Below are 15,724 nucleotides of genomic sequence, written 5' to 3' on the forward strand. Positions count from 1 at the left end.
CTTGGTTGCGACGGTGGAAACGGTGGCGTTTCTCGGGCTGGAGGCACGGCCGGTCGAGGTGCAGTGCCAGCTTGTCTCCGGCTTGCCGAACTTCATCGTCGTCGGGCTGGCGGACAAGGCCGTGGCGGAAAGCCGCGAGCGCGTGCGCAATGCCATCGCCGCCATCGGCCTCTCGCTGCCTCCCAAGCGCATCACGGTCAATCTCTCACCGGCGGACCTGCCCAAGGAAGGCTCGCATTACGATCTGCCGATCGCGCTGGCCCTGCTGGGGGCGATGGGCGTCGTCGATGCCGAGCAACTGGCCGATCATCTCGTCGTGGGTGAGCTGGGGCTGGACGGGCGCATCGCGCCGGTGCCGGGCGTGCTGCTGGCCGCGCTCCATGCGGCGCAGGCGGACAAGACGCTGATCTGCCCGGCGGCGCAGGGGTCGGAGGCTGCCTGGGCAGGCTCCGAAGGCGTGCTGGCTGCGCCGGATCTGCTCGGTCTCATCAATCATCTCAAGGGCGCGACGGTGCTGCCGCGCCCGGCGCCCGGCACTGTCGAACCGCCTGTGCCGGGGCCGGATCTGCGGCAAGTGAAGGGCCAGGAGGTCGCCAAGCGAGCGCTGGAGATCACGGCGGCCGGTGGCCATAATCTGGTGATGGTCGGGCCGCCAGGAGCCGGCAAATCGCTGATGGCGAGCTGCCTGCCGGGCATATTGCCGCCGCTGACCCCGGCCGAAGCGCTGGAAGTCTCCATGGTCGCATCCGTGGCCGGCACGCTCTCGGGCGGGCGGATCAGCCAGAACCGCCCCTATCGCGCGCCGCATCACAGTGCCTCCATGGCGGCGCTGGTCGGGGGCGGGCTGCGGGTGAAGCCGGGGGAAGTCAGCCTCGCGCATCTGGGCGTGCTGTTTCTGGACGAGCTGCCCGAATTTCAGCGCGCGGTGCTGGATAGTTTGCGGCAGCCGCTGGAGACGGGCGAGGTCAGCGTCGCGCGCGCCAATGCGCATGTGACCTTCCCGGCGCGGGTCCAGCTGATTGCCGCGATGAATCCTTGCCGCTGCGGGCATCTCGCCGATCCCGCTTTGGCCTGCTCGCGGGCGCCACGCTGTGCGGGGGATTATCAGGCGAAGGTTTCGGGACCGCTGCTGGACCGGATCGATCTGCATGTCGAGGTCGGCGCGGTTTCCGCGGCGGATCTGCTGCTCCCGCCCCCGGTCGAGGGATCGGCGGAGGTTGCCGCCCGCGTCGCGCAGGCCCGGGCACGCCAGACGGCGCGCGCGGCATCAAGCGGTGGCGCGCGCACCAATGCGGAACTGACTGGCGATGCGCTGGATGCCCATGCCGCGCCGGACGCGCCGGGCCGCGATCTTCTCGCGCAGGCTGCCGCCGCGATGAAGCTGAGCGCGCGGGGCTATACCCGCGTGCTCAGGGTCGCCCGCACCATTGCCGATCTGGCAGGCGCGGAGACCGTGGGGCGGGCGCATGTGGCGGAAGCGCTGAGTTACAGGCGGCGCGCGCCTGTGAATTGAGGGGGTGAATTGAGGGGATGGCTTAGCCCTTCGGCGCGGCGTCCATCGCCTCGCGCGTGCCGGTGGCGGGTGGTTCGTCCTTCAGGGAGGCGGCGACCTTCTCGGCCTGTTCCATGACGCGCAGGATGTTGCCGCCGGCCAGCTTGGCGATATTGGCATCGCTCCAGCCGCGTTTCATCAGCTCCAGCAGCAGTGGCGGATAGCTTTCAACGCCGGTCATGCCGTCCGGCAGGGCCGGCAGCCCATCATAATCGCCCCCAAGGCCGACATGATCATAGCCGGCGACCCTGGCGATATGATCGATATGGTCGGCGACCATCTGCACCGTCACGCGCGGCTCGGGATTGGCGGCGAGCCAGGCTTCCATGGCGGCCTTCGCCCGGTCCGGCTGGCCGATATAGAGGCGGTTGAGCGGCGGCTGGTTGTAGAGCGCGCGCTGGGCGCCCTGCTGCACGCCCCACACCCGGCGCGGCTCCGAAATATAATTGGGCGCGAAGGCGACCATGACGATGCCGCCGGTGCGCGCGACCTCCTTGAGCACCTTGTCCGAGACGTTGCGAGGATGATCGCACAGCGCCCGTGCGCTGGAATGGGAGAAGATGACCGGCGCGCGGCTCGCGGCGATCGCGTCCAGCATCGTGTCCTCGTTCACATGGCTGAGATCGACCAGCATGTTCAGCCGGTTCATCTCACGCACCACCGCCACGCCGAACGGGGTGAGCCCGCCATGGGCCGGATCGTCGGTGGCGCTGTCCGCCCAGGCAATGGTGCGGCTGTGCGTCAGGGTGAGGTAGCCCACGCCCAGCTCGGCATAAGCGCGCAGGACCGAGAAGCTCTCGTCGATCTGGCCGCCGCCTTCCGCGCCGATCAGCGAGGCGATCCGCCCGGCCTTGTGCGCGGCCCGGACCTGCGCGGCGGTGCGCGTGAGCGTGAACTCGGCCGGGTAGCGGCGCACGATGGATTTCACGAGGTCGATCTGTTCCAGCGTCTTCTTGACCTGTTCCAGCGGCGGCAGCGTCGCGGGGACATAGACGGACCAGAACTGACCGCCGACCATGCCCTGCCGAAGCCGGGAGATGTCCGTATCGAAATCCTCTGTGTTCAGCCGGGTCAGATCCACCGACCAGCGCGCATCGCCATCATGGCCGGCGATGGCGCCGGGCCAGTCATTATGCCCGTCGATCAGCGGCGTGGCGGCGAGCACCTTCTTGAGGCGCGGCAGATTGGGATCGGCGGGGTCGGCCGGTTCGGCCAGCGCGGTTGTCGCGGAGAAAGCCAGAGCGGCGGTGAGCAGGCGCGTGAGCATGGACATGGCTGCATTTCAGCATGTCCGCGGGCTGGTGGGAAGAGCCCGGCGCGGGGCTTGAGGGGGGAGAAATGTCGTACGGCGGGCGGCGGCGCTATGGCTCAGCGCCAGCCTGCGTCCCCCTGTGCGGCGAAGAAGCGCACGCCTGATTGGGCGCTGCGGAGGTTGAAGGGCGCCTTGGTGGTCGCCTTCTCGCCATCGACGAGCAGGTCCAGCGTCTTGCCGGCGCTTTCTACCTCCAGATGATCGGCGGCGCCGAGCGATTCGGAGGGCCCATTGCGGAAATCGCCCGAGAGCCAGGCCCAGCCATGCGCGAACAACTCGCCGGCATTGCGGGCGAGAACGCCATAGGCATGCAGGCCCTGCTTGGCCGGCTCGACGAAGATCGCGGGATAATCGCGCGGATCGCCGACGAGGGAGACGGCCGGGGCCTCGAAGGTGGCGGTGATGGCCTCCGGCACCTTTTCCGCCAGCGCGGCGAGATCATGATTGCGCAGCGCCTCGCGCACATTGCCCCACGCTGCCGTGGGACCGACGATGATGCCGGTATAGGCGGTGATCTCGTCTGCCTCGATCACCGGCACGGCCATCACGGTCCCCTTGTTCGCCAGATAGGCCTTGGCGATGGCGAGCGGATCGAGATTGCCGTGGAGCCGGTGAGCCAGCAGGTTCATCGTGCCGCCGGGCAGCGCGAGCAGGGTGCCATCCCAGCCGGCGAGCGCCTGCGCGGTGGAGGCAAGAGAGCCATCCCCGCCGAGAATGATGACGAGGCCAATGCCGCGCTCGACTGCCTGCGCGGCGTCTGGCAGCGGGCCGTCGTCGATGGGCCGGGAGGTGCCGATGGGGCGGCCCGCCTGCGCGAACGCGGCCTGGATCGCGGACACCAGCGCAGGATCGCATGTGCCGCTGCGCTCATTATAGATGAAGAGGGAGTCGCTCATTGTGACCGTCATGCTCGCCGGGAACGTCTGGCGGGGTGTTTGGATGCAGGATGGCAGCGGTGACAAGCAATTTCGCGTGGCCTCCGCTCGGTGCTTGAGCCGCGCGGACACACGCGCTAGGACGCCGCATTGCTTTTATTGCGGCGCGGCATCAAGCGCCCGATCAGCCAGCAGGCGGCAGGAAACAGACGATGGCCGAATTCTCCCTCCCCGCAAACAGCGTCGTTCGCAAGAACGGGACCGTGCATAAGGCGCAGGACGGCGCCACGAACGTCAAGACGTTCAAGGTCTATCGCTACGATCCGGATAGCGGCGAGAACCCCCGCTACGACACGTTCGAGATCGATCTCGATAAATGCGGGCCGATGGTGCTGGACGCGCTCATCAAGATGAAGGGCGAGCAGGATTCGTCGCTGACCTTCCGCCGCTCCTGCCGCGAGGGCATTTGCGGCTCCTGCTCGATGAACATCAACGGCAAGAACGGCCTCGCCTGCACGACCGCGATCGAGGATTGCAAGGGCGAGGTCCGCATTACGCCGCTGCCGCATATGGACGTGATCAAGGATCTGGTGCCGGACTTCACGCATTTCTATGCGCAATACAGCTCGATCAAGCCCTGGCTGCAGACCGTCACCCCGCCGCCGAGCGGCAAGGAGCGGCTGCAGAGCCCTGAGGATCGCGAGAAGCTGGATGGGCTCTACGAGTGCATCCTGTGCGCCTGCTGCTCCTCCAGCTGCCCGAGCTACTGGTGGAATTCCGATCGCTTCCTCGGCCCGGCGATCCTGCTCCAGGCCTATCGCTGGCTGGCCGACTCGCGCGACGAGATGACCGGTGAGCGGCTCGATGATCTGGAAGATCCCTTCCGCCTCTATCGTTGCCACACCATCATGAACTGCGCCAATGTGTGCCCCAAGGGCCTGTCGCCCGCCAAGGCCATTGCCGAGACGCGAAAGATGATGGTCGAACGCGCGATTTGACGTCACAGTCGACCGAGACAACGACAATTCGGAGATCGGCGCTGGTGAAGGAAGGCGAAGTTCTGGATGGCGGCTGCTTGTGCGGAGAGCTCCGCTACAAGCTGACCGGGCCGACGCTGTGGGTGTCCCAATGCTGCTGCAAGGATTGCCAGAAGGCGACCGGCACCGGCCACACCACGATCATCGGCATTCATAACAGCCAGCTCGCCATCGAGGGCACGCCCAAGACCTATACCAACCATGGCGACACCGGCGGGGATGTGACGCGGCATTTCTGCGGAACATGCGGCGGACGGATTTTCACATCCGGCACGCTGCCGGGCGAGTTCATCATGGTGCAGGCCGGGTCTCTCGATGAGCCCGACCGCGTCTCGCCGCAAAGCGTCATCTACATGAAGGATGCCGTGGCCTGGGACTATTTCGACCCGGCGCTGCCCAAATATGAGATCATGCAGCCGCGCGTGCAGCACAGCGCCCCGGCGGAGGCCTCCCCGCGCGACGCATGAGTGGCCTGCTCTCCTGTTATGACGACCTTATCGCCGCTGGAGAGCTGAAACCCGATCCGGATCAGCGCGCTGCCGCGATCCGGCTCGACCGGCTGCAGCAGGAACTGGAAGCCGCGCCGAAGAAAGGCTCCGTGCTCTGGCGGATGCTTCGCAAGGCGCCGGAGCCGATCCGCGGCGTGTACCTATGGGGTGGCGTCGGGCGCGGCAAGTCCATGCTGATGGACCTGATGCGCGATTGCCTGGATGGCCCCGCCAAGCGCCGCATCCACTTCCACGAGTTCATGCTCGATGTGCATGCGCGGCTGCGGGCGGTGCGCGAGAGCGAGAGCGGCGACCCGATTGCGCCTGTCGCCGCGCAACTCGCGGCCGAGGCCAAGGTGCTGCTGTTCGATGAAATGGTGGTCAACAATATGGCGGATGCCGCCATCATGTCCCGCCTGTTCACCGCGCTGTTCGATGCCGGGGTGACGCTGGTCGCCACCTCCAACCGCGCGCCGGACGATCTCTACAAGGATGGGCTCAACCGCGAGCTGTTCTTGCCCTTTATCGATCTGCTCAAGGCGCGGCTCGACGTGGTGCCGCTCAACGGGCCAACCGATTATCGGCTGGATCGGCTGGGCGGCATGGACATCTGGCATGTCCCTAATGGCGATGAGACCACTGCCAAGCTGCGCGAAATCTTCTTCCGCCTGACGGACTATCCGCCTGAAGACAGCGCCAATGTGCCGAGCGAGGAATTGAGCGTCGGTGGCGGGCGCAGCCTGCAGGTGCCCAAGAGCCTCAAGGGCGTGGCGGTGTTTTCCTTCAAGCGCTTGTGCGGAGAAGCGCGCGGCGCGGCGGATTATCTCGCCATTGCGCGGCGCTTCCACAGCGTCATCATCGTCGGCATTCCGGTGCTCGGGCCGGAAAACCGCAACGAGGCCGCGCGTTTCGTTACGCTGATCGACGCCCTGTACGAGCATAAGGTCAAGCTGATCGCCGGTGCGGACGCCCTGCCGCAGCATCTCTATCCGCAGGGGGATGGCAAGTTCGAGTTCGAGCGGACGGTCTCCCGCCTGATGGAAATGCAGTCGCTGGAGTATCTCGCGCTCGGCCATGGCGCGCACGCCAGTTGACGTAAAATTAGGCTGCCGGTGCTAGCGGCTAGCTGAATGATGATCTGATATGCGGGCCGGTGGGCCTGTGGGACGTGGGGAATCAATGAAGCAGGGGTCCAGCGGTGCAGGACGGCTTTGGCTTGCGGCCACGCCCGTCCTCGTGATTTTTGCCATCGCGGCAGTCCTCTTCGCGCGCCTCCAGAATATCTGGATCGACGAGACGACCCAGCTTTCCGGCGTCACCCTCGCGCCGGGCGCGCTGCTCTCCTGGCTGGCCGGCGGCTATGATGCCGGGTTCGGCGTGCCGGACGACCGGATGCCGCCGCTCAGCTACTTCATCGATATGATCGGCTGGCACCTGTGGGGTGCGAACGAGCTGGCGTTCCGGCTCTATCATGCCGGGATCACCGCCGGCGGCATCCTGATCCTGATGCGCGCGCTGGCATCCCGTTACGGGTTGCGCGCGGCCCTGATTGCCGGGCTGCTGCTGGTGCTTTCCCCCCGACTGGTCTCCATGGCCGTCGAAATCCGGGCCTATCCCATCCTTCTCGCGATTAGCTGTGCGCAGGCGGCGATGGTGATTCGCGGCGACGTGGCGCAAAGCGTGCGGCGGCTGGGCCTGTTCGTGCTGCTCGGTGTGCTGAGCGGCTACACGCATTTCTTCGGCATCGTTGCGACATCGGCCTATACGCTGGCGATCTTCATCGATGCGCGGACTGTGCGCGGCGCCGTGCGGGTGGTGCTGGCCTATGCGCTGCTGCTGCTGCTGTGGGCTGGACTGGCGCCCTTCGTTCTGGGAGCGGCCAATCTGAGTTCGCCGGCACCCGGCTCCGCCGCGCCGGCCGGCGGGGTCGGTCTGGGCGACATCGCGGCCTTTCTGGCGCAGATGCTGGTGAGTGGCGCGACTTTAGTCGATCTGCCGGTGGCCGCCTTGTGCTTTGCGGGGGGCGCTATCCTTTTGCTCATCGCCGCAGTCGGCCTTGGCGGGCAGGCCGCCACACGCGGAACAGCCATCCGGCATGATCCGGTCATCGGCCTGATCCTCGCGCTGGCTGCGGGCACGATCGTGACCATCGCGGCGGCGCTGCTGGTCTCGCAATTCGATGCGCTCGCGCCGCGCTATAATATCTGGATGCTGGCGCCGCTCGCGGTGATCCTCGCGCTCGCCGCTGACGGGGCCATCGCGAGGCGCGGGCGGGTCGCCGACTGGGTTCGCCACGCGGGCACCGCCCTTCTGGTCATCGGTAGCGCGGCGGCGCTGGTCATGTTCCTGGTGCGGGCCGACTGGTTCATCCACGGGCCTTCGCGCACGCTGGAGTCCATGGTGGCCAAGGCGGAGAAGCCGCTCGCCGTGCTGCATGTCGGCGATGCCTGGGCATGGGCCTATTTCCCGCTCTATCGCACCCATCGCGACGATCTGCCGCAATGGCTGCTGACGGCGGACGGGCGATCCGCGATTCGGATCACGCGCGGCGGCGATCCGGGTGGGCCGCCGCAGCCGCTGACGGCGCTGGCCGACCGCGCGACATTGCTGGTCAGCCATGTCGAACTCAAAAGCCACAATGACCTGCGCGCCGTGGCGCGGGGTGAGACGCCCCCGCCGGCGAGGGATTTGGTCCCCGCCCTGACGGCGGCCGGATGGCGCCCGGCGGAAACAATCGATCGTCCCGGTAATTTCGCCTTCACCGGTACGCTGTACCATCATCCCGACCCTGCATCAGCGCCGACCCGTCAACCCGCCGCGCCAGCCATTGAGGACCTTTCCGAGTGACCATCCAGATCATGACAGACGCTCCGGTCGCGGCGCAGATGCTTCCGGCCGAGCTTGCGATCGTCGTTCCGACCTTCAACGAAGCGCAGAATGTGGCCCTGCTCGCCGATCTGGTCGACAAGGCCCTGCCCGGCGTCGCCTGGGAGCTGGTGTTCGTGGACGATAATTCGCCCGACGATACCTCCGGCAAGGTGCGGGCGCTGGCTCAGCGCGATCCACGCGTGCGCATTCTCCATCGCTTTGGGCGCCGGGGCCTGTCGAGCGCCTGCGTCGAGGGCATTCTTGCGACATCCGCCCCTTATGTGGCGATCATGGATGCCGATCTTCAGCACGATGAGAGCGTGCTCAAGACCATGTTCGAGCGGATCAGGGCGGATGATGTCGATCTGGTGGTGGGTAGCCGCTATGTCGAAGGCGGTGGCATGGGCGACTGGAGCGAGAGCCGCCAGCGGATGAGCCAGTTCGCCACCAAGCTGGCGCTCAAGCTGACCAAGACGCCGATTTCCGACCCGATGAGCGGCTTCATGATGATGCGGCGGGATGCCTTCATGCGCTCGCTGCCCAATCTCTCGACCGTGGGCTTCAAGATCCTGCTGGATATCGCGGCCAGCGCACCCACGCCGCTGCGGGTTGCGGAAGTGCCCTACACCTTCCGCACGCGCCAGTTCGGCGAGAGCAAGCTCGATAGCCTGGTGCTGTGGGAATATGTGCAGCTGCTCATGGACAAGGCGGTGGGCCATATCGTGCCCGTCCGCTTCCTGAGCTTCGCCATGGTTGGCGGCACGGGCGTGGTCGTCCACTTTGCGGTGCTGACGCTGCTGTTTGTGGCGCTGGGGGTCAGCTTCGCGGCGGCGCAGACCGCAGCGACGCTCGTCGCCATCACCAGCAACTTCCTGCTCAACAACATGTTCACCTACCGCGACCAGCGCCTGCAGGGCTGGGGATTGCTGCGCGGCTGGATCACCTTCAACCTCGTCTGTGCCTTCGGTGCTGCGGCCAATATCGGCGTGGCGGACTGGCTGTTCGTCAACAAGGCCTATTGGGCCCTGTCCGCACTGGCCGGAATCATGGTCAGCGTCGTGTGGAACTACGTCATGTCCGCCTTCTTCACCTGGAAGAAGAAGGGCTGACGACCAATCAAGCATGATGCGCCCCGGCGGTTCGCAATCGCCGGGGCGTTTTGCATCTGACGGGAACGTGCATCGGGCAGGAAGATGCGCTAGCGAAGCGGCAAAGGAGCCGCCAACGTGCTGAGTCTTGTGAAAACTGCCTGGAAAATCATGATGGGGGTGAAGGACGCGCTGGTCCTGCTCTTCCTCATCCTCTTCTTCGCGATGCTCTACGCCGGCCTCAAGGCCGCGCGGATGGAAGAGAGCTTTCCGGCCAGTGGTGCGCTCTATCTTGCGCTGGACAGGCCGATCGTCGAGCAGCCCCGGCCGATCGATCAATATGCGATGGTCGCGGGCACCGGCGGGTCGGGCGAGTATCGCCTGCGCGACGTGGTGCGCGCCATCGAGGCGGCGGCCGGCGACAGCGCGATCAAGGCCGTGGTGCTCGATCTGGATGGCTTTGGCGGCGGCGGTCAGGTCGCGATGCAGCGCGTGGGCGAGGCGCTGGACAAGGTGCGCGCCGCGGGCAAGCCGGTGCTCACCCGCGCCTCTTATTATGACGATGCCAGCTACATGCTGGCCGCCCATGCCAGCGAAGTGTGGCTCGATCCGCTCGGCATGGTCGGGGTGACCGGGCCGGGCGGGAGCAATCTCTACTTCAAGGGCCTGATCGACCGGCTGGGGGTGAAGGCGCATGTCTACCGCGTCGGCAGCTTCAAGAGCGCGGTGGAGCCCTATACGCAGGCCGAACAGTCGCCCGAGGCGCGTGCCGCCAATGAGGCGCTGGTAACGGCGATCTGGTCCGACTGGCTGGAACATGTGGGCAAGGCGCGTCCGGCGGCGCGGGTGCGGGATTATCTGGCCGATCCGCTGGCGCTGCTGCGCGCCAATGGCGGTGATACGGCCAAGGCGGCGCAGGCGGCAGGGCTGGTCGACAAGCTCGGCGATCCGGTGACGTTCGGCAATCATGTCGCCGAAATCGTCGGGGAGGCGAGCGATCCGCGGCCGGGCGATTACGCCGCCATCCCGTTCGAGGGCTATTTGCGCAAGCACAAGGAAGGCAGCGGCGGGCAGGTCGGCGTCGTCACCGTGGCCGGAGAAATCGTGGATGGCGAAGCGGCGCCGGGGCAAGCCGGGGGCACCAGCGTCGCCAGCCTCATCAACGATGCGGTGGCCGAGGATTCGGTGAAGGCACTGGTGCTGCGCGTCGATTCGCCCGGCGGATCGGCGGCGGCGGCGGAGGAAATTCGCCTCGCCCTGGCGCAGGCGCGGGCCAAGGGCTTGCCGATCGTCGTCTCGATGGGCAATGTCGCGGCCAGCGGCGGCTATTGGGTCAGTACGGCCAGCGACATGATCTTTGCCGAGCCGGCGACGATCACCGGGTCGATCGGCGTGTTCGGCATATTGCCGAGCTTCGAGGATGCGCTCGCCAAGGTCGGCATCACCAGCGATGGCGTGAAAGCGACGCCGCTCTCCGGCGAGCCGGACGTGATCGGTGGGGTGAGCCCCGAGTTCAACGCGCTGGCGCAAGCGAGCGTGGAGGATATCTACGGCAAGTTCATCGGTCTGGTCGCCAGCAACCGCAAGATGACGCCGCAGCGCGTCAACGAGATCGCGCAGGGCCGGGTGTGGGCCGGCGGCATGGCGCATCAGCTCAAGCTGGTCGACCGCTTCGGCGGGCTGGAAGAGGCCGTGGCGGAAGCCGCGCGGCGCGCCAAGCTGAGCGGTGACGCCGCAAGCGCGCGCTATTTCGACCCGGAGCCGGATTCGCTCGCGCAGTTTCTCGGCATGTTCCTGAGCGGGGAGACTAGAGCGCCCGCCATCACCGCCCCGCGCGATCTGCTGAGCTATGCGGCGCGGCAGCAGCGGCAGATTGCCGTGCGTATCATGCGTGATCTGAAGGGGCTGGTGGAAGGCCCGTCGATCCGCGCGGACTGCCTGGAATGCCGCGCCTTTACGCCGGCCAGCGCCATGACGTCGGGCGAGCAGGCAGGCTGGCTCGGCATCCTCGTTGGCGCTGCCCAGCGGCCGCTCTGAAATGGCGGCCGCGATCACCGGCGGTTGCCTGTGCGGCGCTTGCCGCTATGCGACCGATACGGCGCCGATCAACATTCGCGCCTGTCATTGCCGGCTCTGCCAAAAGGCGACCGGCGCACCGCTTTATGCGCGGGTGCTGGTGCTGCTCGATGCCGTCCGTATCGAAGGCCCGGTGGGATGGCATCACAGCTCGGCGGCGTTGCGACGCGGCTTCTGCACCGCGTGCGGAACCACATTGTTCTCGGAGCGCGCCTCGGCCAATGTGATCGGCCTTGCCATTGGCAGCCTGGATGAACCCGAGCGCTACCCGCCGACCGAGCATATCTGGACCTCAAGCGGGCTGAGCTGGCTGACATCGGCCGATGATCTGCCGCATTATCCCGAGGGGCCACCTGCCTGATCCGGGCTGATGCTGGCGCGATAATGCGGGAGCGCAAGGCCGCGCACGATGGCAACGGCGCGCAGGATGAAGCCGGCGATCACCGCCAGCACGGCGGCCCAAGGGGCGGCCATGCCGATGCTGGCGAGCAGGGCATAGAGGCCTGCCGACAGGGCGGCGGCGGTCACATAGATTTCCGGGCGCAGCACGATAGAGGGGTGGCCGGCCAGCAGATCGCGGATAATGCCGCCCACACAGGCCGTGATGATGCCCATGAGCGCGCCGATGAAGGGCGGGATGTCCAGGCTCATGGCCTTGGCGGTGCCGAACACGGCGAAGGCGACCAGCCCCACGGCGTCCAGCCAGTCGAGCGCGCGCTCGCTCCACCAGCGCTCGGGCGTCATCCATACCACCAGCGATGCACCGAGGCAGATGAGCGCGGGGCGCACATCGTGAATCCAGAAGACGGGCGCGCCGATCAGCAGATCGCGCACCGTGCCGCCGCCTACGCCGGTGGCGATGGCGAAGAAGGCGAAGGTGACGAGCGTCTGGCCCAGCCGCGCCGCCGCCAGCGCGCCCGAGGCCGCAAAGACGAAGATGCCGACCAGCCCCATGGCGGAGAGCAGCGCATCGACGGGTACGGGCAGATCCTGCGGTGTCATGCGCCTTCCTTAGCGCAGATCGGCGGGCTTTCCATCTCTGCTCCCCCCTTTGCTGCTCCGGCGTTTCGCCCGTCGCGCAGGATGGGACAGGCTGCTAGGCTCGCATCATCATTGCCACGGAGCCTGACAATATGAGCCTTTCGCTTCTCGTCTTCTATGGATCCTATCGGGAGGCGCGCGCCGGCATAAGGCTTGCGGACTATTGCGTGCGCATGCTGTCCGAACGGGGCCATGCAGTGGAGCTGATCGATGCGCGGGCGGTCGGCCTGCCGATGCTGGACAAGCGCCTCTCCGATTATGCGCCCGGTACTGCCCCTGCCGAGATGACGGCGCTGGCCGACAAGATCAGCGCGGCCGATGGGTTCGTGTTCGTCACCGGCGAGTATAATTCCGGTCTGCAGCCGGGCCTCAAGAATCTCATCGACCATTATTATCAGGAATGGCGTCGGCGGCCGGCCGGCATTGTCAGCTATTCGGCAGGGCGGATGGCGGGCGCGCGCTCCAGCTACGCCTGGCACCCGACGCTGACGACGCTGGGCATCGCCGTGATTCCCGCCAGCGTGGCAGTCGGTGGGATCACGGACAGTCTCGATGCGGCCGGCGAACCGAGCGGCGCGGGCGGCGCGGCGCTGGTGCGCAGCTGCACCGGCTTTGCGGACGAGCTGGAATGGTGGGCCGGCGCGGTGAAGGCGCAGCGCAAGCCGGGCTGACGTCAGACGGCGTCGCGGGTACCGAACAAAGCGGTGCCCACGCGCACATGGGTGGCGCCGAGCATCACCGCCGTCTCATAATCGCCGGACATGCCCATGGAGCGGCCCGGCAGTCCATGATCGCGGGCCAGCTTGTCGAGCAGGGCGAAATAGGGCGCGGCTTCGACCTCAGCGGGGGGCACGCACATCAGCCCGACGACCGGCAGGTCCGCCGCACGCGCCTGCTCCAGCAAGGCCGGCACATCGGCGATGGCGCAGCCGCCCTTCTGCTCTTCCTCGCCGATATTGACCTGCAGGAAGCAGTCCGGCCGGCGGCCCGCCTTGTCCATGGCCTTGGCCAGCGCCGCGATCAGCGAGGCGCGGTCGACGCCATGAATGGCATCGAACAGGGCGACGGCATCCTCCGCCTTGTTGGACTGAAGCTGGCCGACAAGGTGGAGGCGGATATCGGGATAAGCCTCGCGCAGCGCCGGCCATTTGGCCTGCGCTTCCTGAACGCGGTTTTCGCCGAACACGCGCTGCCCGGCCTCGATGAGCGGGCGCACCGCCTCAGCCGGATGCGTCTTGCTGACGGCGATCAGCGTCACGGACCCCGCAGGACGACTTGCGACGCGCTCGACCCTGCTGATGCTGTCCCGCACATGCGCCAACCGGCTCTCGGCCGTGCCCTCAGCGCTCATTTGATTATTTTGCCCATTCATCGGCGCCGCTATAAAAGGCGCGATGCACGCAGGCCAAGGCAAATCGCGCACTCCCCTGCCAACCCTGTGGCTGATGAGCGACGAGCGCGTTGCGACGGACGATCTGCTGCGCGCCATCGCGCGTCTGCCGCGCCATTCGGCCATTGTGCTGCGCCATTATCGCCTCGACCCCATCGCACGGCGGGCCTTGTTCAATCAGGTGCGGCGGGCAGCGCGCAAGCGCCATTGCCGCATTCTGCTGGCCGGCGATGCGGACATGGCCCGGCACTGGGGGGCAGATGGCCATCATGGTCCGGCGCGGGGGCCGCGCGACTCGCGCTGGCTGCATAGCGCGCCGGCGCACAGCCATAGGGAAGCGTTGGCCGCGCAGGGCGCCGGTGCGGACGTTGTGCTGCTCTCGCCGCTGTTTCGCACGCGTTCGCACCCCGGCGCGCGACCACTCGGCCCTGCACGCTTTGCGGCGCTCGCGCGGCTTGCGACCCTGCCGGTGATCGCGCTTGGCGGGGTCCACCCGCGCCACGCCGCCCTGGTGCGGCGCCTTGGGGCTGTGGGTTATGCCGCTATCGACGGGTTGACGCCCAGACGTGGCCCGCGCGGTGGCGCTATTTGAACAGCGAGAGATCGATGGACGCGGCCAGCGCCTCATAACCCGCGTCGGTGCCGTGCAGGAAGTCGCCCATATGATAGCCGGGCCGCATCTGCTGGGGATTGGCCGGGTCCGCAAAGGCGACGTCGAAATCCAGCCAGGCATCGAAGATCGTACCGGAGCGGATGGCGGCATTGATGCCTTGCCGCACGGTCTCGGCCTCCGGCGTCCAGTAGGTCGCGCCCTTATAGGGGGCGATCGTCGCGCCGACCGCCGTGATGCCGCGCGCCCGTGCGCGCTCGGCGATCTGGCGATAGCCTTCCAGCATCGTCTCCAGCGTTACCTTGGTGCCATCGGCGAGGACATTGGGCCGGCCAGCCTGCTGGGCCATGCGCTCGGCGCCAAAGGCGATGCCAAGATCGTTCACGCCCTCGAACACGATCAGATAGCGGATGCCGGGCAGGGCGAGAATGTCGCGGTCCAGACGGGCCAGGGCGCTATCGCCAAAGCCATCGCTGAGCACGCGGTTGCCGCTGATGCCCTGATTGGCGATGCCCCACTTGCCGGGATTCGCCGCCAGCAGACGGGCGGCGAGGAAGTCCGGCCAGCGCCGGTTCGCACCGGGCGTGGAGCCGATGCCATCGGTGATCGAATCGGCCAGCATGGCAATCGTCCCGGCACCGTCCTGCGCATCGATCTCCACGGCGGCGAGGAAGGGGCGGTGCGGACCTTGCTGCACAGGCTCGAAGGGCTTGCCGAGATAATTGCCGGGCGGCGAGACGCGCAGCGTATCCAGCCCGCTTTCATGGCAGGTGCAGGGGCCGGTATCGCCCGGCACATAGATCTGCACGGAGAGGCGGGCGAGATCCGGCACGGGCATATCGACCGTGTCGCTCAGCAACGGTGCGCGCGCCGGGATGCGGGCTGTCGCCGCGCCGCCGAAGCGCAGCATCCGCGCCGAGCCCGGCACTTCGGCGCCTTGTGGATCGAGCAGGGCGATGCGCACCCCGCCGATCTCCAGCGGCTTTTCGCCATAGGCATTGGTCAAGCGCAGCCGCAGTGCCGTGCCGCCGGCCGCGATGCGAAGCGTCTGCACCAGCGTCTGATTATTATAGCTTCTCGGCGCCATCAGTGGGCCAAGATCCGTGCGGGGCCGGACGGGCGCGGCGGACCAGCTGGTGATCCAGTCCGCCCGCGCGGGGGCTGCCGAGAGAAGTAGGCCGAGGGCCATGGCGGCGATGCCCGTCGTGCGTCCGAGCCGGCTTTTTTCGGCGTGATCGCGACGATGATGGGCGATCTGATTTATGCGCATAGTCCCTCTCCCCGTTGCGGTGCCATCTGAAGGCCTGCACTGCGGTGCTGCCTTGTGGGGCGCCGCTGTGTCAATCATCGAGACGGAAGAACCACAGCACTTGCGGGCGCGACTCAT

15 protein-coding genes are annotated in these 15,724 nt (G+C 67.1%); 10 read left to right on the forward strand and 5 right to left on the reverse strand.

The window, feature by feature from the left end:
- Position 1: 1 nt before the first annotated feature.
- Positions 2-1,513: a YifB family Mg chelatase-like AAA ATPase gene (locus M2332_RS11075; RefSeq protein ID WP_264574079.1), complete on the forward strand. Its 1,512-nt coding sequence runs from the start codon at positions 2-4 to the stop codon at positions 1,511-1,513.
- Between the two features lie 22 nt (positions 1,514-1,535).
- Here the strand turns inward: M2332_RS11075 and M2332_RS11080 are convergent, their stop codons facing one another.
- A complete protein-coding gene (locus M2332_RS11080) occupies positions 1,536-2,825 on the reverse strand; it encodes a dipeptidase (protein ID WP_264574080.1) in 1,290 nt (429 codons plus the stop codon).
- A 95-nt stretch (positions 2,826-2,920) separates the two neighbouring features.
- Entirely contained in the window at positions 2,921-3,760 is an 840-nt protein-coding gene (locus tag M2332_RS11085; RefSeq protein ID WP_264574081.1) for a diacylglycerol/lipid kinase family protein, read from the reverse strand.
- A 191-nt stretch (positions 3,761-3,951) separates the two neighbouring features.
- On the opposite strand from M2332_RS11085, the gene M2332_RS11090 reads away from it, so the two are divergent.
- The 7 genes from M2332_RS11090 (at position 3,952) to M2332_RS11120 (ending at position 11,657) form a co-directional block, all read left to right on the forward strand.
- Positions 3,952-4,737 (forward strand): succinate dehydrogenase iron-sulfur subunit, encoded by a 786-nt coding sequence (locus M2332_RS11090; RefSeq protein WP_264574082.1) that lies wholly within the window; start codon positions 3,952-3,954, stop codon positions 4,735-4,737.
- Positions 4,738-4,781: 44 nt separating this feature from the next.
- Complete coding sequence (locus tag M2332_RS11095) at positions 4,782-5,243, forward strand: GFA family protein (protein WP_264574083.1); 462 nt, start codon at positions 4,782-4,784, stop codon at positions 5,241-5,243.
- Complete coding sequence (zapE, locus tag M2332_RS11100; protein WP_264574084.1) at positions 5,240-6,358, forward strand: cell division protein ZapE; 1,119 nt, start codon at positions 5,240-5,242, stop codon at positions 6,356-6,358. The genes M2332_RS11095 and zapE overlap by 4 nt, the downstream gene beginning before the upstream one ends.
- Positions 6,359-6,443: 85 nt before the next feature.
- Entirely contained in the window at positions 6,444-8,111 is a 1,668-nt protein-coding gene (locus M2332_RS11105; protein WP_264574085.1) for a hypothetical protein, read from the forward strand.
- Between the two features lie 11 nt (positions 8,112-8,122).
- Positions 8,123-9,241, forward strand: coding sequence for a glycosyltransferase (locus M2332_RS11110; RefSeq protein ID WP_264574086.1), 1,119 nt, complete (start codon positions 8,123-8,125; stop codon positions 9,239-9,241).
- Positions 9,242-9,361: 120 nt separating this feature from the next.
- The gene (sppA, locus tag M2332_RS11115) at positions 9,362-11,257 is read left to right on the forward strand and encodes a signal peptide peptidase SppA (RefSeq protein WP_413715984.1); all 1,896 of its coding nucleotides are present in this window, start codon (positions 9,362-9,364) and stop codon (positions 11,255-11,257) included.
- A complete protein-coding gene (locus M2332_RS11120) occupies positions 11,232-11,657 on the forward strand; it encodes a GFA family protein (protein WP_264574088.1) in 426 nt (141 codons plus the stop codon). Before sppA ends, M2332_RS11120 begins: the two co-directional genes overlap by 26 nt.
- On the opposite strand, the gene M2332_RS11125 is transcribed toward M2332_RS11120, so the two are convergent.
- Positions 11,633-12,298, reverse strand: coding sequence for a trimeric intracellular cation channel family protein (locus M2332_RS11125; protein WP_264574089.1), 666 nt, complete (start codon positions 12,296-12,298; stop codon positions 11,633-11,635). The two genes, M2332_RS11120 and M2332_RS11125, sit on opposite strands and share 25 nt — an antisense overlap.
- Before the next feature lie 131 nt (positions 12,299-12,429).
- On the opposite strand from M2332_RS11125, the gene M2332_RS11130 reads away from it, so the two are divergent.
- On the forward strand, positions 12,430-13,008 hold the full coding sequence (locus M2332_RS11130) for an NADPH-dependent FMN reductase (RefSeq protein WP_264574090.1): 579 nt from the start codon (positions 12,430-12,432) through the stop codon (positions 13,006-13,008).
- A gap of 2 nt (positions 13,009-13,010) precedes the next feature.
- On the opposite strand, the gene M2332_RS11135 is transcribed toward M2332_RS11130, so the two are convergent.
- Entirely contained in the window at positions 13,011-13,688 is a 678-nt protein-coding gene (locus M2332_RS11135; RefSeq protein WP_264574091.1) for a YggS family pyridoxal phosphate-dependent enzyme, read from the reverse strand.
- Positions 13,689-13,782: 94 nt separating this feature from the next.
- On the opposite strand from M2332_RS11135, the gene M2332_RS11140 reads away from it, so the two are divergent.
- The gene (locus tag M2332_RS11140) at positions 13,783-14,319 is read left to right on the forward strand and encodes a thiamine phosphate synthase (protein ID WP_264574092.1); all 537 of its coding nucleotides are present in this window, start codon (positions 13,783-13,785) and stop codon (positions 14,317-14,319) included.
- Here the strand turns inward: M2332_RS11140 and M2332_RS11145 are convergent.
- Positions 14,312-15,607, reverse strand: a complete 1,296-nt coding sequence (locus tag M2332_RS11145; RefSeq protein WP_264574093.1) for an SGNH/GDSL hydrolase family protein — start codon at positions 15,605-15,607, stop codon at positions 14,312-14,314. The genes M2332_RS11140 and M2332_RS11145 overlap by 8 nt on opposite strands.
- Positions 15,608-15,724 lie beyond the last annotated feature (117 nt).

The sequence above is a fragment of the Sphingobium sp. B11D3A genome (genome assembly GCF_025961695.1).
Lineage (GTDB): Bacteria > Pseudomonadota > Alphaproteobacteria > Sphingomonadales > Sphingomonadaceae > Sphingobium.

Excerpts from the sequence above, each read along its gene's own strand:
- M2332_RS11140 (WP_264574092.1), top strand. The coding sequence starts at position 13,783 with ATGAGCGACGAGCGCGTTGCGACGGACGATCTGCTGCGCGCCATCGCG.
- M2332_RS11080 (WP_264574080.1), bottom strand. The coding sequence starts at position 2,825 with ATGTCCATGCTCACGCGCCTGCTCACCGCCGCTCTGGCTTTCTCCGCG.
- M2332_RS11130 (WP_264574090.1), top strand. The coding sequence starts at position 12,430 with ATGAGCCTTTCGCTTCTCGTCTTCTATGGATCCTATCGGGAGGCGCGC.
- M2332_RS11135 (WP_264574091.1), bottom strand. The coding sequence starts at position 13,688 with ATGAGCGCTGAGGGCACGGCCGAGAGCCGGTTGGCGCATGTGCGGGAC.
- zapE (WP_264574084.1), top strand. The coding sequence starts at position 5,240 with ATGAGTGGCCTGCTCTCCTGTTATGACGACCTTATCGCCGCTGGAGAG.
- M2332_RS11145 (WP_264574093.1), bottom strand. The coding sequence starts at position 15,607 with ATGCGCATAAATCAGATCGCCCATCATCGTCGCGATCACGCCGAAAAA.
- M2332_RS11105 (WP_264574085.1), top strand. The coding sequence starts at position 6,444 with ATGAAGCAGGGGTCCAGCGGTGCAGGACGGCTTTGGCTTGCGGCCACG.
- M2332_RS11110 (WP_264574086.1), top strand. The coding sequence starts at position 8,123 with ATGACAGACGCTCCGGTCGCGGCGCAGATGCTTCCGGCCGAGCTTGCG.
- M2332_RS11125 (WP_264574089.1), bottom strand. The coding sequence starts at position 12,298 with ATGACACCGCAGGATCTGCCCGTACCCGTCGATGCGCTGCTCTCCGCC.
- M2332_RS11085 (WP_264574081.1), bottom strand. The coding sequence starts at position 3,760 with ATGAGCGACTCCCTCTTCATCTATAATGAGCGCAGCGGCACATGCGAT.
- M2332_RS11090 (WP_264574082.1), top strand. The coding sequence starts at position 3,952 with ATGGCCGAATTCTCCCTCCCCGCAAACAGCGTCGTTCGCAAGAACGGG.